Origin of the sequence: Sphingomonas sp. STIS6.2, from assembly GCF_000732685.2 — a bacterium.
GTDB lineage: Bacteria > Pseudomonadota > Alphaproteobacteria > Sphingomonadales > Sphingomonadaceae > Sphingomonas > Sphingomonas aerolata.
The window spans coordinates 69,290-89,692 of record NZ_JPDP02000039.1 but is presented as its reverse complement, the minus strand read 5'-3'; the positions used below and the strand labels follow the sequence as shown (position 1 = coordinate 89,692).

Annotated in this window: 28 protein-coding genes; 26 read left to right on the top strand and 2 right to left on the bottom strand. The window is 65.6% G+C overall.

Going from position 1 to position 20,403, the window contains the following annotated elements:
• Window positions 1-46 precede the first annotated feature (46 nt).
• A complete protein-coding gene (locus sphst_RS20405) occupies window positions 47-637 on the top strand; it encodes a hypothetical protein (RefSeq protein ID WP_159043538.1) in 591 nt (196 codons plus the stop codon).
• 70 nt (window positions 638-707) lie between these two features.
• Here the strand turns inward: sphst_RS20405 and sphst_RS20400 are convergent, their stop codons facing one another.
• A complete protein-coding gene (locus sphst_RS20400) occupies window positions 708-1,190 on the bottom strand; it encodes a hypothetical protein (RefSeq protein ID WP_031393707.1) in 483 nt (160 codons plus the stop codon).
• Between the two features lie 461 nt (window positions 1,191-1,651).
• Between sphst_RS20400 and sphst_RS06060 the strand changes: the two genes are divergently transcribed.
• The 11 genes from sphst_RS06060 to sphst_RS06010 all read left to right on the top strand — a co-directional run bounded on the left by sphst_RS06060 (window position 1,652) and on the right by sphst_RS06010 (window position 7,781).
• Window positions 1,652-2,461, top strand: coding sequence for a GPO family capsid scaffolding protein (locus sphst_RS06060; RefSeq protein WP_031393706.1), 810 nt, complete (start codon window positions 1,652-1,654; stop codon window positions 2,459-2,461).
• A gap of 56 nt (window positions 2,462-2,517) precedes the next feature.
• Window positions 2,518-3,609: a phage major capsid protein, P2 family gene (locus sphst_RS06055; protein WP_031393705.1), complete on the top strand. Its 1,092-nt coding sequence runs from the start codon at window positions 2,518-2,520 to the stop codon at window positions 3,607-3,609.
• 72 nt (window positions 3,610-3,681) lie between these two features.
• A complete protein-coding gene (gene gpM / locus sphst_RS06050; RefSeq protein ID WP_081877499.1) occupies window positions 3,682-4,449 on the top strand; it encodes a phage terminase small subunit in 768 nt (255 codons plus the stop codon).
• Window positions 4,450-4,561: 112 nt separating this feature from the next.
• Entirely contained in the window at window positions 4,562-5,035 is a 474-nt protein-coding gene (locus sphst_RS06045; RefSeq protein ID WP_107045304.1) for a head completion/stabilization protein, read from the top strand.
• On the top strand, window positions 5,035-5,259 hold the full coding sequence (locus sphst_RS06040; RefSeq protein WP_031396680.1) for a tail protein X: 225 nt from the start codon (window positions 5,035-5,037) through the stop codon (window positions 5,257-5,259). The genes sphst_RS06045 and sphst_RS06040 overlap by 1 nt, the downstream gene beginning before the upstream one ends.
• A gap of 2 nt (window positions 5,260-5,261) precedes the next feature.
• Complete coding sequence (locus sphst_RS06035) at window positions 5,262-5,618, top strand: hypothetical protein (protein WP_031396679.1); 357 nt, start codon at window positions 5,262-5,264, stop codon at window positions 5,616-5,618.
• Entirely contained in the window at window positions 5,618-6,133 is a 516-nt protein-coding gene (locus tag sphst_RS06030; protein WP_107045303.1) for a lysozyme, read from the top strand. Before sphst_RS06035 ends, sphst_RS06030 begins: the two co-directional genes overlap by 1 nt.
• Window positions 6,130-6,597 carry a hypothetical protein gene (locus sphst_RS06025; protein ID WP_107045302.1) on the top strand — a complete coding sequence of 156 codons (468 nt, stop codon included), beginning with the start codon at window positions 6,130-6,132 and terminating at the stop codon, window positions 6,595-6,597. The genes sphst_RS06030 and sphst_RS06025 overlap by 4 nt, the downstream gene beginning before the upstream one ends.
• A gap of 13 nt (window positions 6,598-6,610) precedes the next feature.
• Window positions 6,611-6,847 (top strand): hypothetical protein, encoded by a 237-nt coding sequence (locus sphst_RS06020; protein WP_107045301.1) that lies wholly within the window; start codon window positions 6,611-6,613, stop codon window positions 6,845-6,847.
• Complete coding sequence (locus tag sphst_RS06015) at window positions 6,844-7,326, top strand: phage tail protein (protein ID WP_043157673.1); 483 nt, start codon at window positions 6,844-6,846, stop codon at window positions 7,324-7,326. Before sphst_RS06020 ends, sphst_RS06015 begins: the two co-directional genes overlap by 4 nt.
• On the top strand, window positions 7,323-7,781 hold the full coding sequence (locus sphst_RS06010) for a phage virion morphogenesis protein (protein ID WP_031395317.1): 459 nt from the start codon (window positions 7,323-7,325) through the stop codon (window positions 7,779-7,781). The genes sphst_RS06015 and sphst_RS06010 overlap by 4 nt, the downstream gene beginning before the upstream one ends.
• Window positions 7,782-7,809: 28 nt before the next feature.
• On the opposite strand, the gene sphst_RS06005 is transcribed toward sphst_RS06010, so the two are convergent.
• Complete coding sequence (locus sphst_RS06005) at window positions 7,810-8,046, bottom strand: hypothetical protein (RefSeq protein ID WP_031395316.1); 237 nt, start codon at window positions 8,044-8,046, stop codon at window positions 7,810-7,812.
• Between the two features lie 304 nt (window positions 8,047-8,350).
• Between sphst_RS06005 and sphst_RS06000 the strand changes: the two genes are divergently transcribed.
• The 14 genes from sphst_RS06000 to sphst_RS05935 all read left to right on the top strand — a co-directional run bounded on the left by sphst_RS06000 (window position 8,351) and on the right by sphst_RS05935 (window position 20,380).
• The gene (locus sphst_RS06000; protein WP_031395315.1) at window positions 8,351-9,250 is read left to right on the top strand and encodes a baseplate assembly protein; all 900 of its coding nucleotides are present in this window, start codon (window positions 8,351-8,353) and stop codon (window positions 9,248-9,250) included.
• On the top strand, window positions 9,240-9,890 hold the full coding sequence (locus tag sphst_RS05995; protein ID WP_107045300.1) for a phage tail protein I: 651 nt from the start codon (window positions 9,240-9,242) through the stop codon (window positions 9,888-9,890). The genes sphst_RS06000 and sphst_RS05995 overlap by 11 nt, the downstream gene beginning before the upstream one ends.
• Window positions 9,887-10,963 carry a gp53-like domain-containing protein gene (locus sphst_RS05990; protein ID WP_107045299.1) on the top strand — a complete coding sequence of 359 codons (1,077 nt, stop codon included), beginning with the start codon at window positions 9,887-9,889 and terminating at the stop codon, window positions 10,961-10,963. Before sphst_RS05995 ends, sphst_RS05990 begins: the two co-directional genes overlap by 4 nt.
• A gap of 1 nt (window position 10,964) precedes the next feature.
• Entirely contained in the window at window positions 10,965-12,536 is a 1,572-nt protein-coding gene (locus sphst_RS05985) for an SGNH/GDSL hydrolase family protein (RefSeq protein WP_031395789.1), read from the top strand.
• A 12-nt stretch (window positions 12,537-12,548) separates the two neighbouring features.
• Window positions 12,549-13,313 (top strand): hypothetical protein, encoded by a 765-nt coding sequence (locus tag sphst_RS05980; RefSeq protein ID WP_031395790.1) that lies wholly within the window; start codon window positions 12,549-12,551, stop codon window positions 13,311-13,313.
• A gap of 80 nt (window positions 13,314-13,393) precedes the next feature.
• On the top strand, window positions 13,394-13,948 hold the full coding sequence (locus sphst_RS05975; protein WP_107045298.1) for a phage baseplate assembly protein V: 555 nt from the start codon (window positions 13,394-13,396) through the stop codon (window positions 13,946-13,948).
• Window positions 13,945-14,307, top strand: a complete 363-nt coding sequence (locus sphst_RS05970; protein WP_107045297.1) for a GPW/gp25 family protein — start codon at window positions 13,945-13,947, stop codon at window positions 14,305-14,307. Before sphst_RS05975 ends, sphst_RS05970 begins: the two co-directional genes overlap by 4 nt.
• A gap of 11 nt (window positions 14,308-14,318) precedes the next feature.
• A complete protein-coding gene (locus sphst_RS05965) occupies window positions 14,319-15,491 on the top strand; it encodes a phage tail sheath subtilisin-like domain-containing protein (protein ID WP_031395793.1) in 1,173 nt (390 codons plus the stop codon).
• 29 nt (window positions 15,492-15,520) lie between these two features.
• Window positions 15,521-16,030, top strand: a complete 510-nt coding sequence (locus sphst_RS05960) for a phage major tail tube protein (protein WP_031395794.1) — start codon at window positions 15,521-15,523, stop codon at window positions 16,028-16,030.
• A 53-nt stretch (window positions 16,031-16,083) separates the two neighbouring features.
• Complete coding sequence (locus tag sphst_RS05955) at window positions 16,084-16,425, top strand: phage tail assembly protein (RefSeq protein ID WP_031395795.1); 342 nt, start codon at window positions 16,084-16,086, stop codon at window positions 16,423-16,425.
• An 8-nt stretch (window positions 16,426-16,433) separates the two neighbouring features.
• The gene (locus sphst_RS05950; protein ID WP_081877736.1) at window positions 16,434-16,565 is read left to right on the top strand and encodes a GpE family phage tail protein; all 132 of its coding nucleotides are present in this window, start codon (window positions 16,434-16,436) and stop codon (window positions 16,563-16,565) included.
• Window positions 16,555-18,966, top strand: coding sequence for a phage tail tape measure protein (locus sphst_RS05945; protein WP_234387480.1), 2,412 nt, complete (start codon window positions 16,555-16,557; stop codon window positions 18,964-18,966). The genes sphst_RS05950 and sphst_RS05945 overlap by 11 nt, the downstream gene beginning before the upstream one ends.
• A complete protein-coding gene (locus tag sphst_RS05940) occupies window positions 18,966-19,352 on the top strand; it encodes a phage tail protein (RefSeq protein WP_031395798.1) in 387 nt (128 codons plus the stop codon). The genes sphst_RS05945 and sphst_RS05940 overlap by 1 nt, the downstream gene beginning before the upstream one ends.
• Window positions 19,349-20,380: a contractile injection system protein, VgrG/Pvc8 family gene (locus sphst_RS05935; protein ID WP_031395799.1), complete on the top strand. Its 1,032-nt coding sequence runs from the start codon at window positions 19,349-19,351 to the stop codon at window positions 20,378-20,380. Before sphst_RS05940 ends, sphst_RS05935 begins: the two co-directional genes overlap by 4 nt.
• Window positions 20,381-20,403: the final 23 nt, after the last annotated feature.

Sequence of the window (20,403 nt, the reverse complement as noted above, 5' to 3'; positions counted from 1 at the left end):
ATGTTTGCCTTTTCAAGGTTACAAAGCCGTCCCATAACATGGCGACATGGACATGCTTACATTCATAGGAACGTTCCTAACCCGGGTTCCCGCCCCAGTCTGGGCAGCAACGATCGCGCTGTTCGGCGTTTACATCACCCTGCGTCTTACACGCATAACGCTGTTCGCGTCCCTTTTAGAGCGTCGCATCGAATGGTTGAAGGCATACAAAAAAGCCGTCAAAAAAGCCGCAAAAAGAACACCGTCAATCCTACCGGACAGCCAAGAGAAGGCAGTCGAAACTAAGGCGCAAGCCAAGGTGAGGAACTTAGCCGCCGATGCTCGTTGGCTCTTTGATAAATCCGTTGCTGCAAATACGGCAAGAGTGCGAGATCAATTGGGAGTAATTCATGGCCTCTACAAAAAATTAGCATCCCCAAATGCTGACGCGGAAGACATAAACTCGCTTATTGATACCTCTATGGCACGTCTGAACGATCTGGTAGTCGACGTTTCGTATTCTGCTACGCCATTTCTCTACGTTGGTGACATCAAGCGCCCGACCAAGATTGTTGTTGTACCGAAACGCATCACAGAATTAATCGGGAAAGCTGTGATTGCAAAACACAATCAGCCCGGCTCTCTAAGAAAGAAATAGTAAGAGATATACTCTTTCAAATAGTGCTGTCTTGATAATTTCGGTTGGCGCAAAGATAATTTTTTAAGGATTAAAAATCCTGAGTTACCGCGATCGCGCGCCGCGGCGCCGCGGGGGCCTTAATAGAAAACACTAGGTTAGTTTCGCCTTTAGCGATAGCCTTCTCGCAACAGAACCTTTGATACAAGAGACTGTGAGCAATTAAGGCGCCGGCAGTTTTGTCTTGGCTCAGCCCCTTGACATAGTAAGTGACAATACTTGCATCTCTAGCCTCGCGTCGTTCTTTAGCTGTGTCTCGAACCGGGCGACATGTCGAAGTCTGGCTGAGCCCGGGACCGAGCAACCCTTGAACGACGTTCTGGCCGTTGTGACCGATCGCGCGGATTTTAGTGATCCCGGTGCTGTTATCGGACTCTATGAAGTACTTTTTGACCCTAGGATCATTGGCCAGCGACTCGGCAGCGTTCAGAGTGGTGGTCGCAAGATCGCCGCCCTTCGGTGCCGGAACAAGTGCGCGAGGACGAGTGATCTTTTTAATCGGTAGCCGGGCCATCCGTTTTGCTCCAGATAACTGGTGGTACTGGATTATTCCAATTCGCGCCTGCGGGCAATCAGCTCGGACGCGGAAAGGGTAAATTTGACCTTTGCGCCTTTTCGTTGGGCGTGGACATCTTGGGTACGCTGTTGCCTCCGCGAAACGCCTGGGGTTCCCTCAAGACATTCCTGTGGTTCCTGCCTTGGTAACGGAACGATGTCCGCCCCGTGGGGGCAACACGTGATGGGTGGCACCGGCGCGATTGCCCCTGACTGCGATCGGCGGCTCACTCCCGCATTTTCGAATTCATTATGCCAAGATCAGATGCACAAGTAGGCTTTGAATGACCGCTAAATCTCCCTTTTCTTGTAGAATGCCATTCTACAAGATCAGCCGCTTGAGACCTCGACCGTCTTCGTCCCTGTTCGGTCCAACAAACGGCGCCCGGCGCGCCGCAATCGAACCGAGGACCAGCCGCCATGGGCACCAAGAGCAAGCCGTTCCGCGCCTTCGTCGAAGGCGAGACCATCAGCGATGGCCGCAAGATCACGCCGGAGATGATCGACGAGTGCGTCGCGACCTTCGCACCCGCGACCTATTCGCCGCGGATCAACCTCGAGCATGTCTCGGGCTACAGCCCGGAGCCGCCCTTCAACGGCTATGGCGACGTCGTCTCGCTTGAAGCCAAGACCGACGACATCGTCATCGCCGGCAAGAGCGAGAAGCGCCGCGCGCTGTACGCGATTGTCGAGGGCAACGACCAGCTGGTCGCGCTGGCCAGGGCCGACCAGAAGCCGTTCCCGTCGGTCGAGCTCACCCCCAATTATGCAGGCAGCGGCAAGTTCGGCATCATCGGCCTGGCCTTTACCGACACGCCTGCGTCGATCGGCACCGAGCGCCTGCAATTCTCGCACCGCGCGCCGGGCACGGTGTTCGCCTCGGGATCCGATGCCGTCGCGATCGAATTCGAGGCGAAGCAGGCCGAACAGGAGAAGGTCGACAGCATTGTCGATCGCCTGTTCTCGGCCGTCGCCGCCAAGTTCAAACCCGCCGAACCCGTCGCGCCGACGCCCGCCAATGACAATTTTGATCCGGCGACCTTCGCCACCGACATGCGGACCGCGTTCAGCGGCTCGCTGACCGCAGCGCTGAAGCCGGTCACGGATGCGCATGCCTCGCTGCAACGCGAGCTCGCGACGCTGAAGACGCAGTTGGCCGCCACGGAGCAGCCCGGCTTCGCGCGCGCGCCGGCATCGGGGGCAGGGGACGACGCCGTCACCGACTGCTGATCCACCGCGCCCGACACCGACCGCCCCGTCAGACCGCCTTCACAGGAACCGCCCCGATGCTCAACGCTACCCGCACCAAGTACGATGCTTATACCCAGCAGATCGGCAAGCTGAACAACGTCGCCGACCCTAGCCGCGCTTTCGAGGTGCTGCCGGCCATCGCGCAGACGCTGCGCGCCAAGCTGAAGGGATCGAGCGACTTCCTGTCGAAGATCAACATCATCCCGGTCGTGGCGCAGGAGGGCGACAAGGTCGGCGTCGGCGTGAAGGGCACGATCGCCAGCCGCACCGACACGCGCACCAAGGACCGCAGCCCGCGCTATCCCGGCGATCTCGACGAGACACGCTATCGCTGCGAGAAGACCGACTTCGACACGCTCATCCGGTACGAGACGCTCGACGCCTGGGCGCATCAGCCCGATTTCCAGACGCTGCTGCGCGACGCGATCGTCAGCGCGAAGGCGGTCGACATCATCACCATCGGCTTCAACGGCATGTTCGTGGCGAAGGACACCGATCCGGTCGCCTATCCGCTGCTTCAGGACGTCAACAAGGGCTGGCTCCAGCACATCCGCGAGGATGCGCCCGAGCGCCAAGCCGCGGGCGGCGAGCTGAAGGCGGAAACGCGTGACGCGGACGGTGTCGTGACCGCGGCCGGCGCGATCTATGTCGGCGCCGGCGAGGTCGGCACCGACGTCGACTACGTCAACATCGACGCGCTGGTGTTCGCCGGCATCGAGCTGCTCCACGAGAATTACCGCGAGGACACCGACCTGGTCGCGATCGTCGGCCGCGAGCTGGTCAACGACAAGTATTTCTCGATCATAAACGCATCGGGCGACCGTGCGACCGAGCAGCTCGCGCGCGACGTGCTGCTCGCCGACAAAAAGATCGGTGGGCTCAGCGCAGTACGCGTGCCAAAATTCCCGAAGAACGCCATCCTCATCACCACGCTCGCCAACCTGTCGGTCTACGAACAGATCGGCACAGAGCGGCGCAAGATCGAGGACAACGCCAAGCGCGACCAGATCGAGAACTACGAGAGCGTGAACCACGCCTATGTCGTCGAGGACATGGGCAAGGCCGCGCTGATCGAGAACATCGTCATGGGCAAGTCGCCCGCCGCGCGCGCGCCGGCCGGCGACTAACCCTTTCCCCCCGTTCCCGCCCCCACAGGACACGCCATGAGCTTCGCTCGACGCCAGGAACAAATCCTAGCCATGAAAGCGGCGTCTGTTCCTGCCTCCGGGGGCGGGCACACCCGCACCGCCGCGGTCGCCAAACCGGCCGCGGCGGACCAACTGCTCGTGCCCGCTGGCAACACGCCGCCCGCGCGCGCCGCGGCCACGATATCCATGCGGCTGCGCCATGACATGCAGCGGCTGAAACAGATCAAGTCGATCGACCGCAAGGTCGCCGCCAAGCGCAAGATGCTGCCCGACTACCGCGCATGGTGCGATGGGCTGCTCGATGCCGGGCACGGTGCCGACACCAGCACGCTGAAGCCGACCGGCGCCGACGACGTGCTGCCGACCATCATGGTCTGGTGTATGGACGTCGGCGACTGGTCGCGCGCCTTGGCGCTCGCCCGCTTCGTGCTGCGCTTCTCGATCCCCATGCCCAAGCGATACGAGCGCGATGCCGCCACGCTGGTGCTGGAGGAGATCGCCGACGCCGCGCTCAAGACGCAGGTTCGCGGTGATGCCTTCCCGCTCGACGTGCTTGAGGCCGTCGAGCTGCTGACCGACGGCATCGACATGCACGACCAGCCGCGCGCCAAGCTGCTCAAGGCGATCGGCGCCGAGCTGATCCGCGCGGCCGGCATGTCCACGGGCGCCGCGATCATCCCGACGATCGACCGCGCGACGGCGATGCTGACGCGCGCGCAGGATCTGCACGACCGGGTCGGCGTGAAGGCCATGCTGCGCGGTCTCGAAAAGGCGAAGATTGCCGCAACGAAATCCCAAGCCGGCGACACCGCCGGCTGAACCAAGCTCGCCCCCGGCGCTCGGGGACGGATCACGCGAGACGGGAGGCCTTCGGGCCACAGGGCCGTCGCTCGACCTGATCCCCACCCTCGTGAAATTAAGGACCGTCCCTATGACCATCATCGCGACCGTCCTGCCCGACGTGGATACGCCAGCCCCGGCGCTGATCACGAATGACGGCTTCTTGCCAGACATCGACCCCGCCATGTTCCGCGAGCAGCACCGCATCCGCGACGCAGTCACGCCCGCCCGGGCGCGCGAGGCGCTGATCGCGGGCATCCTGACGGTAGGGCGCGATCTCGCCGCCTGGACCGCCGGGCATCGCGCGGCGGGGATATTTCGCCTGGAGAGCGTGCCCGCCTCGACGATAGACGGCATCAGCACATTGGTGCTGCTCTACCGCCGCGCCGTCTTCACCGCCGCCAAGGCCGAAGTCGTAGAGCGATATCGTGACGTCGACCTCACCGGCGCCGGGCAACGTAAGGCTGAGGATCTCGATCCCAGCGTCGCCGAGCTGCGCCGCGATTCCCTGTACGCCATCCGCGACATGCTCGCGGTCACGCGCACCTGTGTCGAGCTGATCTGATGGCTGCGCTCGACACCGCCCGCGCACGCGATGGCGACACGCTCGATGCGCTGATCTGGCGCGAGCGCGGGCTTGGTCCTGCCGATCTGCCGGTCGTGCTTGCCGCCAATCCCGGCATCGCCGCGCGCGGCCCAATCCTGCCCAAGGGGCTGTCCGTAAACCTTCCCGCCATCGCCGCGCCGGCCGTCGCCGTGCGCACCGATGTCGTCAACCTGTGGGACTGACGATGCACAAGCTCCTTCATGACCTAGCCGAAGGGCTGCTCGCCTTTCTCGGCTCGCTCGTCCCGCCCGCGCTCGGGTCGATCGTCAGCATGCTGTACGATCCCGACCTCACCTGGGGGCAGCGCGCGACACAGCTCTGGGTCGGCGTTGTCGTCAGCTATTTCGTGCAGCGGGCGGCCGGCGCGGTCTACCCGTTTCATCCCTTCGTCCTCCAGGCGCTCGGGTTCATGCTCGGGATGGTCGCCTTCAAGACCGCGCCCAGTTTCATCACCGGCTGCGCGACCGCGGCCGGTGAGCTGCCCGGCATCATCCGCGACCGCCTGGTCGCCTTCCTCCCCGCCAAGAAGGAGAAAAAGTGATGCCGAACCCCGGCACCACCACGCCTGCGCGCACGCCGCGCAAGACGCTGATCGGCGTCGTCGGTCTCGCCACCGCCGTTATTGTTACCCCGTTCGTGTCCGCATGGGAGTCGGGCGGCAGGCCGCGGCTCGAAGCCTACCGCGACATCGTCGGCGTCTGGACGATCTGCGGTGGCGAGACACTCGGCGTGACGCCCGGCATGCGCGAGACGGTTGCGGGGTGCGAAGCCCGCGACCAGGCCGCGCTGATCCGACACGCCGAACCCGTCCTAGCCTGCACGCCATCGCTGCGCGACCATCCCAACCAGCTCGCCGCGGCTATCAGCTTGGCGTACAATATCGGCACCGGTGGCTATTGCGGCTCGAACGTCGACCGCCGCTTCGACGCGGGCCAGTGGCGCGCGGCGTGCGACGCCTTCCTCCTGTGGAACAAGGCGGGCGGCAAGGTCGTGAACGGTCTCGTCCGTCGGCGCCAGGCGGAGCGTGACCTTTGCTTGAAGGATCTGCCGCGATGATCCGCGCCATCCTGTCGAAGCTGCGCGGTGAGGCTGCGTTTCTTGTCCTGCTCGCGGTCGCGGGGGCGGGGGCCTGGCTTTATGTCCTTTTCCAGCAGGTCCGCGCCGATCGCGACGACGCCGTGCACCGCGCCGAGATTGTCTGCGCGCGCTCGGGCGTCGAATGGGGCGCAACCGATACCGCCGCGCGCGGCGTCCTGTGCGCACGCCATGTCGCCGGCCTCGTCGCGTTTCGCGCCGACGCCGACCAGCAGACCGCGCGGCTGTTCGCCAAGGCGATGGCCGACGCCAGCGCCCGCACCGTCAAAGACAACCAGGCCGCGCGCCTCGCGGCCGAAGCCGCCAGCGCCGCGGCCATCCGCATGGAGACCGCCGATGCCGAAGCCGAACGCCGCAACCTTGTCGATCGTGAGTGGCTTGCTGCTGTCAACGGCGTTGCCGGCCTGCGCCCACCGGCCCGCTGATCGGCCCGTTGCGGTGCCGGTTGCCGTCGCGATCGAACGGCCGCTGCCGCCTGCCAATCTGATGGCCTGCGCAGAGCGCCCCGCGGGCCTGCCCGAAGATGCGTCACTGATCGCCCAGATCCCGACGGCCATCCGCGCCGGCATCATCCGCATGGCCCGCGCCTTCCGTGCAAATGCCGACAGCAAGGACCGCCTGGTCAACTGGCTGGCAGCGGACAGCTGCCCGGCGCCCGCAAAGGCGACCAGATGAAAAAGCTCGAAAGCCTGCGCGCGCATCTGATCGCATCTGTTCCCACAATCAGGAACAGCCCGGAGAAGATGGAGATTTTCGTCGATAAGGGGGACGTCGCGGTGCGCGCGGGCTCGCTGTCGTTCGAATATTCCTACACGGCTTCGATCTGGGTGCAAGACCATGCCGGCAGTGTCGACACTTTGTTGGTGCCGATCCTGGCCTGGATCGCTGCCAACCAGCCCGACTTGTTCGAGAAGGGCGAGCGCAAACCGTTCACCTTCGAAAGCGAGCTGCTCGACGCCGAGACGTGCGACATCACGATCACGCTCGCTCTGACCGAACTGGTGCGCGTCGAACAGGAGGCAAGGGGCCTGAAAGTCACGCATCTCCCCGAGCCCGTCCTGCTCGATCAGTTTGCCGGCGTTCCGACCGGCACCGCCCTATGGGCTGGGCTGATTGATGACGCAGCCGGCGGTATCGAGATCGTCACGCGATGACCGACTTCGAACCGATCGAGCAGCTCTGCCGCGATCTGCTGCTGCGCACCGCCGCGCCCGAGCGCGCGCGGCTTATGCGTTCGATCGGCCGCGAGATCCGCAAGAGTCAGTCGGATCGCATCGCCGCCCAGCGCGATCCGGAAGGCGCGGCATTCGCCCCGCGTCGTCCCAAGTCCGATCGCGGTAACAAGAAGGGACGGCTTCGCCAGCAGAAGATGTTCCGCAAGCTGCGCATGGCGAAGAGCCTTAAAGGTGGCGGCAATGCCGATGAGGCATGGGTCGGCTTCGGTGGGCGTGCTTCGCGGATCGCTAGCATTCACCAAGCCGGTATGTCCGATGCACCGGCACCGGGTCAGCCGAAGGTTCGCTATGCACGCCGCATCCTGCTTGGCCTGACGGAAGCCGAGCGTCAGCGGATCCTTGACCTTATTCTTGCGCAGCTCGCATCGCGCTGAACGGCAATAAGGGAGAGGAAACCAGACGTCAGCCCGGCAGAGCAGATTGAGCGATTAACTCAAACAGGCCTGCGCTTCCGGCGACTTGCAACAGCACAGGTATCATGAAGAAAAGCGCCGCCAGCCACGCCACTATGCTCGGACGTTCGACTCTGCCTAGGTGCCGTGCAACAGCGAAAGCGCCGAAGCCAAAGGCAATGGGAACTGCGGTTAAAAAGACGTAATTGGCCGGCAAGGCATCGTAAAGACTCCACGCAATGAGCATGCTCTCCGCGGTGGAGCACCATAAGAGGATTCGCGTAACTCCGACGCGATCAAGCCATCTTTTTAATCGGTCCTCGGCTGAACCCGGTTCGGCAATCCATCCCATGCATGATAGCATGCATCTGTTTTTCACAGCGGGCAATGTCCGGGATTGGGCGGAAACGGAATCGCCGAAATGGGATGTTTCCGACCGGATTCGGCATGATCGGTATTCGCAATAGGAGACAATCACGGCTCTTGTAGAATGCGTTTAAACAAGAGCGCGGCATAGCCATGCGCGCAGGCTCGCGCCGACATGGCTCATCATGGCCGCCACCTCCAGTCCCACCACCGTCGACCTGTCGCGCTTCGATCCCCCGACGATCGTCGAGCAGCTGGATTACGAGACGATATTCCGGCGCAAGGTCGCCCGTGTCCGGGCGTTGCTGCCGAGCTTCGACGCGACCGTCGACAGCGATCCGGCGGTAAAGGTCCTGCAGGTCGCGACCTATGACGAGCTGCTCCTGCGGCAGGACTTCAACGAGCGGCTGCAAAAACGCCTGGTTGCGTATGCGACAGGATCCACGCTGGATCATCTCGGCGCACAAATCGGCGTTGCACGGCTGGTCGCCACGCCGGGCAACCGCGTCACCGGCGCCGCAGCGGTTTACGAAACCGATGATAGCTTTCGCGCGCGCATTGTACTTGGTCCCGAGGGCTTCTCGGTCGCCGGGCCGGAACTCGCCTATGTAAAGCATGCGAAGGACGCGAGCGGACTCGTGCTGGACGCGAGCGCCACGTCGCCGGCACCGGGCGAGGTGCTGGTGACGGTCCTTTCTGCCGAAGGCGACGGCACCGCCTCAGCCGTGCTGCTCGAACAGGTCCGCGCGATCGTCACCGATGATGCGATCCGCCCGCTCGGCGATCTGGTTTCGGTGGCCCCGGCAACGCAGCGGCGTTTCGCGCTGATCGCCAATCTGTGGACGTTCGCCGGTCCCGATCCGTCGCTTATCCTGACTTCCGCCAGAGACAAGCTGGCGCGCTACCTTGCAGATTCGCGCAAGCTCGGTCGCGATATCACGATGTCGGGCCTGTACGCGGCGCTCACCGTCGAGGGCGTACAGCGCGTCGAGATCGACTCGCCCGCCGTCTCGATCGTATGCGACCTGACGCAGGCGGCGCTGTGTACCGCCATCACCGTGACGCATGCCGGCTATGACGAATAGCCTCCTGCCCCCCAACGCGACCCGGTTCGAGCGCGCGCTCGAGGCGGGCGCCGCGCGCATCGTCGACGTCGAGGCACCCGCCGATATCGACGATCCGCTGCAATGCCCGGTGGAGCTGCTGCCGTGGCTCGCCTGGGGTTTGTCGGTCGACATATGGGACGCGGACTGGTCCGAAGCGGACAAGCGCGCAGCCGTAGCCGGTTCGATCGCGCTGCACCGCCGCAAGGGCACACCCTTGTCGGTCAAGACGGTGCTTGGCCGGTTTGACCAGCTCGCACAGCTCACCGAATGGCACGAGGCGCGACCACGCCGCACGCCGCACACCTTCGACATCGTCATGCCCATGGTGCTGGCGGATGGTACCGCGCCTGGCGGACGGCGGGCAACGGCTGCGTTCGCCGAGGCGATCATCCGCGAGGTCTCGCGCGTGAAGCCGCTACGCGAGCACCTGACGATGGTGCAGTCGATCGCGGCGGGCGGGTTCGTCGGGATCCAGACCGTCGCGCGGCTCTTCATCGAAGTGCGGCAGGATCTGGTGCTGACACCCGACACCTCAGCCGTCTGGGCAACCTACCTGCAAACCGAAGACGGCGAGCCGTTGCAGGACACCGAAAGCGCCTTTCTGGAAACCACCCTATGACAGCGCTCACCCTCGTGATGACGACGGCCGGGCTTGGTCGCTTCACAGCCGCACAGGTTCAGGACGATATCGATCTGACGATCGCGTCGGTCGCCTTCACCGCGTCCGACTTCGTCGCCGCCCCGACATTGACCGCGCTGCCGGGCGAGTTCCGCCGCATCGGGGCGATCTCGGGCGAGGCGATCGGCGGCAACATGGTGCACATGATCGTCCGCGACGACGGCGATGTCGGCTATACCGTGCGCGGCTTCGGTCTGTTTCTTGCCGATGGCACCTTGTTCGCGGTGTACGGGCAGGCAACGACGATCTGCGAGAAGTCCGCCTCGACCTCGCTGCTGATGCCGATCGACATCGCCTTTCCAACGACCGCGATCGACAAGCTGACGTTCGGCGACGCCAATTTCCTGAACCCGCCGGCGACGACCGAACGCCGGGGCGTCGTCGAACTGGCGACGCAAGGCGAAGCCGCGGCCGGCACGGATACCAGCCGGGTCGCATCGGTAGCGGTATTGAAGGGGCTCCTGGGCACGCTCGAAACGCGTCTGACAAACGCTGTTGCCGATCTGGCGACGAGTTTCGGACAGGCGCTCGACGGCATCGTTGCCCGGACCATCTATGGATCCGGCCTGGTCAAGGGCGGTGGCAACCTGTCGGCGAACCGCACGCTGACCGTCGACGCCGCGAGCGCCGCGCAACTGCGGGCTGGCGTTCAGGCGGACGTCGTTGCCACGCCGGCTGCGCTCGCCGCGGCGGGTGTCATCTACCTGATCGAAGCGAAGGCCGATGGCCCCAGCCGCTATCGCCGCTTTTCAGATGGCAGCGTCGAGATGATGGGCGTGTCGGCATTGCCGGGCAGCGAGTCCAGCTTCACGCTGAACTTCCCGTGGCCGTTCCCGACCGTCTGCGAGGGGATCTTCGCGACGATCATCAACACCGCGGCATCGAATGACGGCCAGTCGACCGTTCAGGAGATCTCGCTGAGTGCCGCCAGCGCTCAACTCTACGCGCAGAATCACAAGACCCCCACGGCCGATGCGAATGGCGGCTTTCGCTGGTTCGCGCGAGGACACTGACATGGCGAAAATCTCCGGGCTGCCCGTCCTGTCGACCCCACTCGGCACCGAACGCGTCATCGTCGCGGATCCGGCCGATGGCGGACGGACGAAGAGCGCCGCCATCACCCCACTGGTCGAAGCCGCCGCGCGGCCGACCGTCGCGCGCGTCGAACAGACCGCCAGCGATCTGGCGCGGGCCTACCGCGAAATCAGTCCCGGCCCCAACCTCTTCGCGTTTCCCATACTCGACCCCTATGGATTCACTATCGGCGGCTTCCGGCGTGACGGCAGTCTGTCGCAACAGCATATCGACGGCGTCAGCACGTTAAAGCTTGCCCGCGAATTCACTGGCTTTGCCGCACCGACGATGGACAATTACGGCCTGATCGCGGGCGGTATGACCGACCGCGGCGACATGACGCTGGCGCCGGGGCCCCAGGGGCAGGCGTTCCTGCTGACCGATGGCTACGGGCTGACCGGCTTCTCGATCGACCGGACCGGCGCCGTGTCGGGCAGCGCCGGCGTGCCGGCAGAACCGCCTTCGATCTCGCGCGCGGACGCGGTTCGCGGATGGCGATCCAAAGCCCACGGCATGCGGTTTCGCGGCGAGCGCGCGGCGTTGGCGATCATCGGCGACAGCCAGTTCCGTGAGGTTACCGGGCAGGCCAACCGACCGCTTGTGCAGCGGCTGCGCGCGGCGTTCGGCAATGCCGGACCGGGCTGGTGTTGTCTCAACACGAGCAGCGTCGGCTATTCGGCAGACGATGGCGGGGCCATGCGCGGCGATGCCAGCGTGACGGTTACCGGGACATGGCAGAATCTGCTGTATCAACCATGGTCGCCCGACACCCGCGGCATCCAGTCTTTCTCCGCCGGTTCGACGTACGTCGTCGACTATCCGGGCGCGCTGGCAATCTCGCTGGTCGAGCTTCACCATGCCGGCGGAGGCATTCGCTACCGCTATGGAGCGGGAAACTGGGCCAGCCTCGATCTTGGCGCATCCCCGGGAAAGGTCGTGCTTGCCGCCCCGCCCGCCGGGCCGTTCAGCCTGCAGATCGAGGTCGTATCGGGCATGGTGAAGATTGCCGGCGTCGTGCTGGCGGCGGCAACCGGCTGTCTGGTGCATAACCTCGCATATGGCGGCTCCTCGGCCTTGGGCTGGGCGTCGGTCGACCAGGCGGTTTGGCTCCAGGCACTCGGCCGGCTCGGTTTCGACGCGGTCGCGCTTGGCCTTGGCGGTAACGACGAAAGCCAGTCGCGATCCGTGGCCCAATATACCGCCGATATCACGTCGATTGTCTCGACGCTGTGCAGCGCAAACCGCGCTGCCGATGTCGCCCTGTGCTTGCGCCCCCAGGCACCGCGAAGCGGCGTGCCCGAGCAGATGGACGCCTATGCATCTGCCGCCCGGCAATTCTGCAGCACGCTCGACCTGGCGCTGTTCGACGCCCGGCCGCGGTTCGGCGCGAGCTACGCCGAGTACGGATACGCGGGCACCCGGCGCCAGCTCTTTGGCCCCGACAACGTCCATCTCAATGCGGCTGGGGCGGACGTCTTCGCCAGCGGTGCCGCTGAACTCTTTCTCGCTTAACAAGGACCGACCATGCCCGGCATCATCTCTCCGACCGCAGACTTTTCGGCATCCGGCCTTGGTCGGGGTCTGTTCCTCACGACCAACCGCACCAACCTGATTTCCGAGTTCCTGTTCGGTCGCAACCTCGCGACGAGCCGGGTCAACAGTGCCGGCATGAAGACCAATGCGGTGGAGGCGCTGACGGGCGCCGCGGTAGCGCCGGTTTATGGCGATCACGAAGCCGAGCTGGGTAACGGCACCGGTATCGACACGTTGGTCGCGATGCCGGGCGTCGCGCATACGATGCTGCTCGTGTGCGGCGTCCAGGGCGCAGACGCCGCGGCTTTGGCGACCGACACGATCCTGTCTGGCGTATCGTCCGGCTTCAACGGCCGTCTTGCGGTCACCGTCGCTGCGGGGAAGCTCACCTTCAGCCTCGCCGATGTCAGTGCGACGCCGGCGTCCCTGCCCAACCTTCCCGCGCGACCGCTCAATGCGCATCGCTGCCTCATCGCCAGCATCTCGGGATCTGCTGCCGGTTCAATCATGACGATCGAGGAATTCGCCGGCGGCCAGCTGCTGCAATCCGCCAGCGCACCAACAGCCGGCGCGCGGACCGCGCCGGCTGGGACGATCGTCGTCGGCAACAGCAGTCACATCGGCCCCGGCGCCTTCCCGGCACGGGTAAAGCACGCGGCTCGCATTGATTGGGACCGCCAACTTTCCGCTGCGGAACGTTTGGCGGCCTATCAGGAAGTCCGCACGATCCTCGCCGGCATGGGCAAGGCGATCTGATCCAGCCACTGCTCTTGTAGAAAGCGTTTCTACAAGAGCAGCCCCGCGCAGATGGTGAACGACAGCGCCATGGTCGCCAAATGGCTGACCCTGCTGACATTCAGCGCCTCATTGGCGATCTCGCGCGCGAAGGCACCATTGCGTCGGTGGATCTCGACGCCGGCACCGCCCGCGTCCAGTTCGCCGACGATCTGACGACGGGCGACATTCCGTGGCTCGCGAGCCGCGCGGGATCCACGCGTACCTGGTCGCCGCCCGCGATCGGCGAACAGGTCGTTGTCTTGGCACCCGAAGCGGACACCGCGCGTGGCATCATCATCGGAAGCCTGTCGAGCGACGCTCATCCGCACCCCGCGAACGACGACTCCACCCTGACCGAATATCAGGACCGCGCACGGATCGGTTACGATCCCAGGACCCACACGCTGACGGCCATCCTGCCAGCAGGCGCGTCCGTCCGGATCGATGCGGATGGTGGCCTGTCGTTCAAGGGCGACCTTGCAGTCGATGGCGACATCCACGCGACCGGCAGCGTGACCGGCGACGCGGACGTCGTCGGTGGCGGCAAGAGCCTCAAGGGGCACGTTCACACGAACGTGCAGGCGGGTGGCGCGATCTCGGGCCCGCCCCGATGAGCGGTATGGATCGCAACACCGGTGCGCCGCTAGCTGGTGCAGATCACCTCGCGCAGTCGATCGGCGACATTCTCGGGACCCCGCTCGGCACGCGGATCGGGCGGCGCGAGTATGGCTCGCTCGTTCCCCAGCTGCTCGATCAGCCGAACAACGAACTCGGCCGCATGCGGATCTTCGCTGCCGCAGCGCTTGCCCTCCTTCGGCAGGAGGGGCGCGCGCGGATCTCCCGCGTCGTGCTTTCGCCCGGAAAACTCCCGCATGAGGCCGTCATCACGGTCACCGGCCGGCGCACCGACACGACGGCCGCCCCCGCCTTTTCCATCTCGTCCACCATCCGCGCCCTGTCGGCGCTCGCCTGAAAGGTCCGCCCATGAGTTTCCTCCACGGGATCAACGTCACCGAGGTCAAGACATCGACCCGCGGTATCGTGACGGTTGCCACCGCCGTTATTGGGCTGGTCGCGACGGCACCGGATGCGGTTGCCGGCGCGTTCCCGCTCGACACCGCGGTCAAGGTGACGAACCTCGACGACGCGATCGAGAAGGCCGGCGCGGGCGGCACGCTGCGCGCCGCGCTGGTCGCCATCGCAGGACAGGTCGCCGCGCCCGTCGTCGTTGTACGCGTCGCGCCTGGCGCTACGCCAGCTGACACCGCGACCGCGGTCATCGGCACCGACGTTGCCGGCGTAAAGACGGGCATGCAGGCTCTGTTGACCGCGCCTGCACAGTTGAACCTTCACCCTCGGATCATTGGCGCGCCCGGCCTGGAGGCGGAGCCGGTAACCGCGGCGATGGTGACGGTCGCGAAGCGCCTGCGCGCGCGCGTCTACGCCGCGGCGATCGGCGACGATCGCGGCGAAGCAATCGCGCACCGCGCGCTGTTCCCCGACGCGCGTGAGCTGACGCTGCTCTGGCCGAGCGTGACGGCGCCCTACGGCGCGGGCGGTGCGAGCATTGGCGTCCCGGTCGCAGCGGTCGCGATGGGCGCACGTGCGGCGATCGACCAGATGCAGGGCTGGCACAAAACGCTGTCCAACGTCGCGCTGCCCGAAATCGATGGCCTGGCGGCAGATGTCACCTTCGACATTCAGGACGCGGACTGCGACGCCAACGTGCTCAACGCGTCGCAGCTAGTGACGGTGGTCCGCATCGCGGGCGAGCTGCGCTTCTGGGGCAACCGCACCTGCGCCGCGCCGGACAGCGACTTCGTGTTCGAAAGCGCCTGCCGCACCGCGCAGATCCTCGCCGACACCGTCGCGCTCGGGCTGGTGTGGGCGATGGACAAGCCGTTGCTGCCCAGCCTCGCGAAGGACATCGTCGAGCAGATCAACGAGAAATTTCGCACCGAGACGCGTGCCGGCCGCATCCTCGGCGCCGTGGCCGTCTTCGACGGGGCGAGAAACCCGGTCGAGCAGCTGAAGGCCGGCAAGCTGCTGATCAGCTACCGCTACACCTTCGTGCCCCCGCTGGAAGCGCTCGGGCTCGAGCAGGAGATCTCGGACGAGTTCTTCGCCGACTTCACCAGCCTGGTCGCCGGCAACTAACCCCACCTCCTGCACGAAAGGCCGACGCGATGGCGTTCCCCAGCAAGCTAAAACAGACGATGATGTTCAACGATGGCGAGGCCTTTATCGGCGAAACCGTCTCGATCACCCCGCCCAAACTCGTCCGCAAGTTCGAGGATTACCGCGCGGGCGGCATGAGCCGCGCGGTCAAGGTCGACATGGGCGGCGAGGCGCTGGAAATGGAGGCGACCTATGGCGGCCCGATGCGCCAGATCCTGCGCCAGCACGGGATGCTCAATATCTCGGGCGTGCAGCAGCGCTTCGTCGGCTCGTTCCAGAACGACGATACCGGCGCCGTCGACGTCGTCGAGATCGTCACCCGCGGCCGGCACGAAGAAATCGACATGGGCGAATGGAAGCCCGGCGAAGACACCGAGTTCAAGGTCAAAAGCCAGCTCAGCTATTTCAAGCTGACGTGGAACGACGTCGTCGAGGTCGAGATCGATGTGCTCGGCATGATCGAGGTCGTTGGCGGCGTCGACCTGATGGCCGCGCATCGCGGGGCGCTGGGGCTTTAGACCGCGCACCAGCGCCGCTGCCCCGCCGAGAACCAAATCCGAGGATCGATAAGATGAACGACCAGAACGACACGCAAAACTCCGCACCCGCCGCGCCAGGCGACGTCACGCTCGAATACGACATCGTCGTCGCCGACAAGGTCGTGATGCCGGCGGGCACGCTGATTCATGTCCGAAAGCCGATGGGCGGCGCGCTGCGCGGTGCGAACCTCGGCGGGCTGGTGCGGATGGATTACAACCAGGTCGCGCTCGTCGCGCCGCGCGTGACGCAGCCGATCCTGCATCCGCACCTCATCGACGCGATGGATCCCGCCGACGTGACGCAGATCGCAGGGGTGCTCGTCGATTTTTTGCTGCCGACTGCGACGAAGGCGGCACTCTCCCAGAGCATGTAGAAGATCCGATGGCGGACATCGCCTTCGTCTTCCACTGGTCGCCCGATGCTCTGGACGCACTCTCGATCCACGACCTGATGCTGTGGCGCGGGCGCGCCGCGCGCCGCCACAATCCCGAAGGACAAACCCGTGGATCGTAACCTGCGCATCCGCATGCTGCTCGAGGCCGGCGACCGCGTTACCGGTCCGCTGCGCGCCATCGCCGGCGGATCGACCAAGGCCGCGCAGGCGCTCAAGCTGACGCGCGACGGCTTGCGGGAGATCGAGCGCGCACAGGGCGATATCGCGGGCTTCCGCAAACTGAAGACCGGCCTTGGCGATACCGGCACAGCGCTCGGGACGGCGCGGACGCGCATGGCGGGTTTACGGCAGGATATCGCCGCCACCGACAAGCCGACCGCGGCGCTGACCCGCGCGCTCGCCAAGGCGGAACGCGCGGTGACGACGCTGGAGGTGACCGAGCGCAAACAGTCGCAGTCGCTGCAGGAAATGTCGCTGCGCCTCCACACCGCCGGCATCAATACGAACGACCTGGCGCGGCACCAGCGCCGGCTACGCACCGAGGCGGTCCAGACCAACCGCACGATCGTCGAGCAGACGGCCGAGGTCGGACGGCTCGCTGATCGCGAGCGGCGCATGGCGGCTGGCCGCGCGCGCTTCTCGCGTATGCAGGGTACGGCCACCGGGCTCGCGGCCGGCGGTGCCGCAGCGATCGGCACCGGCATGGCGATGGCCGCGCCGCTGATCGGCAGCATCAAGGCCGCGCAGGACTTTCAGTCGGTGATGACCGACATCGGGCAAAAGGCCGATCTGTCGCGCGCGGCCTCGGACCAGCTCGGCCGCAACCTGCTCGCATCCGCGCGCGCCGCCAACCAGATGCCGGCGGACCTGCAAGCCGGTGTCGATGCGCTCGCCGGGCTCGGCGCGAAGGTGCCGGACGCGGTCGCGATGATGAAGCCGATCGGCCGCGCGGCGACCGCGTACAAGGCCGAGATCTCGGACCTGTCCGCCGCCGCGTTCGCCGCTACCGACAATCTGAAGGTACCGGTCGCGCAGACCGGCAAGATCATCGACGTCATGGCCAGCGCCGGCAAGGCGGGCGCGTTCGAGATCAAGGACATGGCGCAGTATTTCCCCGCACTGACCGCCGCCTATCAGGGGCTCGGCCAAACGGGCGTCGGCGCCGTCGCGGATCTTGCCGCCGGTTTGCAGATCGCGCGCAAGGGGGCAGGGGATGCCGCCAGCGCCGGCAGCAACCTTGCCAACATCCTCCAGAAGATCGCGTCGCCCGCCACCAACAAGGCGTTCGAAAAGATGGGCGTCGATCTGCCGGCCGCGCTGAAGAAGGCCTATGCGGAAGGAAAGACGCCGCTCGAAGCCATTGCCGAGCTGACCAACAAGACGCTCAAGGGCGACCTGTCGAAGCTCGGCTATCTGTTCGAGGATGCGCAGGTGCAGCAGGGCCTGCGCCCGCTGATCCAGAACATGGAGGAATTTCGGAAGATCCGCGCCGAGGCTGGCAAGGCCGGGGGCACGACGGACAGCGACTTCGCCGATCGCATGAAGGACTCGGCCGAGCAGTCCAAGCAGCTCAAGGTCAACGCGACGACGCTGGCGATCACGCTCGGCGCGCAGCTGCTGCCGACCATCAATGCGATCGTCACGCGCGCCAATGCGTTCGCGACGTGGATCGGCGACGTCGCCAACCGCTATCCCAATGCGACCAAGGCGGTGGCCATTGGCGCCGCGGCGTTCGCCGGGCTGTTCTTCGTGCTGGGAGGCGGCGCGATCGTCATCGCCGGGCTGGTCGCACCCTTCTCGGCGCTGGCGTTCGCGGCAGGCGCGCTCGGCATCGGCATGCTGCCGGTGATCGGCATCGCGCTCGCAGTCGTCGCCGGCATCGTCGCGATCGGTGCCGCAGCCTATCTGATCTATGCCAATTGGGGCGCGATCGGGGGATGGTTCGCCGGGCTTTGGCAGGGGATCAAGGGAACGTTCGCGGGCGCCGTCGACTGGTTCGCGTCGTTGCCTACCCGCTTCGCGCAGATCGGCCGCGACATGATCTCCGGCCTGATCCGCGGGATCTTCGGCATGTTCGGTTCGCTGAAAACCACGATTGTCGGCGTCGCCTCGTCCGCGGCGGGCTGGTTCAAGGCCAAGCTCGGCATCCATTCGCCCAGCCGCGTCTTTGCCGGCTTCGGTGGCAACATCGTCGACGGGCTGACCAACGGCATCGCCGCGCAGGAGGGCGAGCCGGTCAAGCGCATGGATCGCCTTTCCAGCCGCCTGACGTCCGCGATCGTCACCGGCAGCGCGATCCCCGCGCTGGCAATGGGCGGTGCCGCCGGCGCCGCCCCCGCATCGCCCGGCACGGTGAGCGCCGCACCTCGCAGCTACACCATCCACATCAACCAGCAGCCGGGCCAAGACGCGCAAGCCCTCGCTCGCGCCGTCGCTGACGAGCTGGACCGCCGCGACCGTGAAACGGCTGCGCGGCGCCGGTCGTCCTTCGCCGACACCCCCGATTACGAGACCGTCTGATGCTGCTCGCGCTTGGCCTGTTTCCCTTCTCGATCCATACGCTCGCCTTCGCCGAGCTGGCGCGCCGCGCGAGCTGGCGCCACGCCGCCTCGGCGCGGATCGGCGCACGCGACGCGACCCAATATACCGGCCCCGGCGAAGAGACGATCACGCTGCCCGGCACCGTCTATGCCGAGATCGCCGACGGTCGCGTGTCGATCGACGAGCTACGCCGCATGGCGGACAGCGGCGACGCCTGGTCGCTCGTCGATGGCCTAGGCTATGTCTATGGCGCGTTCGTCATCAGCGGCATCGACGATCGCGCAAAGGCGTTCTTCCCCGACGGCACGCCGCGCCAGATCGACTTCGCAATCGACCTCCTTCGCGTCGACAGCGACGTCGCATGATCGCCAACATCGCCGCCGTCCGCGTCGTCGTCGACGGCACCGATATCACGCCGCTGCTCGAAGGCCGCGTCGCGCAAGCCAATGGCCGCCCGCCGCGCCGGCGCCTCGTCTCGCTCGGCATCACTGAAAAGCGCGGCGAGGAGGCCGACCAGCTTGATCTCGTCATCGACGATACCGACGGCGCCGTCGCCCTCCCGCCGACGGGCGCGAAGATTCACGTCTGGCTCGGCTGGAAGCAGGGCAGCGACGTCACGCCCGGCCTGGTCGACAAGGGATGGTTCATCGTCGACGAGGTCGCGCATGGCGGCCCGCCCGACCTGATCACGATCCGCGCGCGTTCGGCCGACTTCACCAGCGACCTGAAAACCCGGCGGGAGAAGAGCTGGCACGGCACGACGCTCGGCGCGATCGTGACCGAAATTGCCGAGCGGCACCAGCTGACGCCGCGCTGCGCGGCCAGCCTGGCCGACATCGCGGTCACGGCAAAGGCGCAGAACCGCGAAAGCGACCTCGCCTTCCTCCGCCGCCTCGGCCGCGAGCGCGGCGCGGTGGCGAAGATCGCGCGCGGCGTGCTGATCTTCTCGCCGATCGCCGCCGGCACGACGCCGTCCGGCAAACGGATCGCGACCGTCACCATCGCGCGGCGCGACGGCGATGCTCACCAATTCAGTCGCCAGAAGCGGGACGATGTTTCAGGCGTGAAGGCGACCTGGCACAACCGCAAGTCCGGCAAGCGCGAGCAGCTCGTGGCGGGAAAGACGGACGGAGCGAGGATGCTTTCAAAGGTCCATGCCAACGAGACGGACGCCCGTACTGCGGCCAACGCCGCACACGCTCGCGCGCGTCGTGAGCTGGTGTCGCTGACGATGAAGCTCGCCTTGGGCCGACCGGATATCTACCCAGAAATAAAGGCTCACGTTATGGGCTATAGAGCAGCGATTGACGCCGTAGAATGGTTGGTCGCCGAAGTGACCCACACGCTCGGCGAACGCGGCTACGTCACCGGACTGACTCTTGAAGCCGCTTAAGCGCCGGGAATAAAACGAGCGAT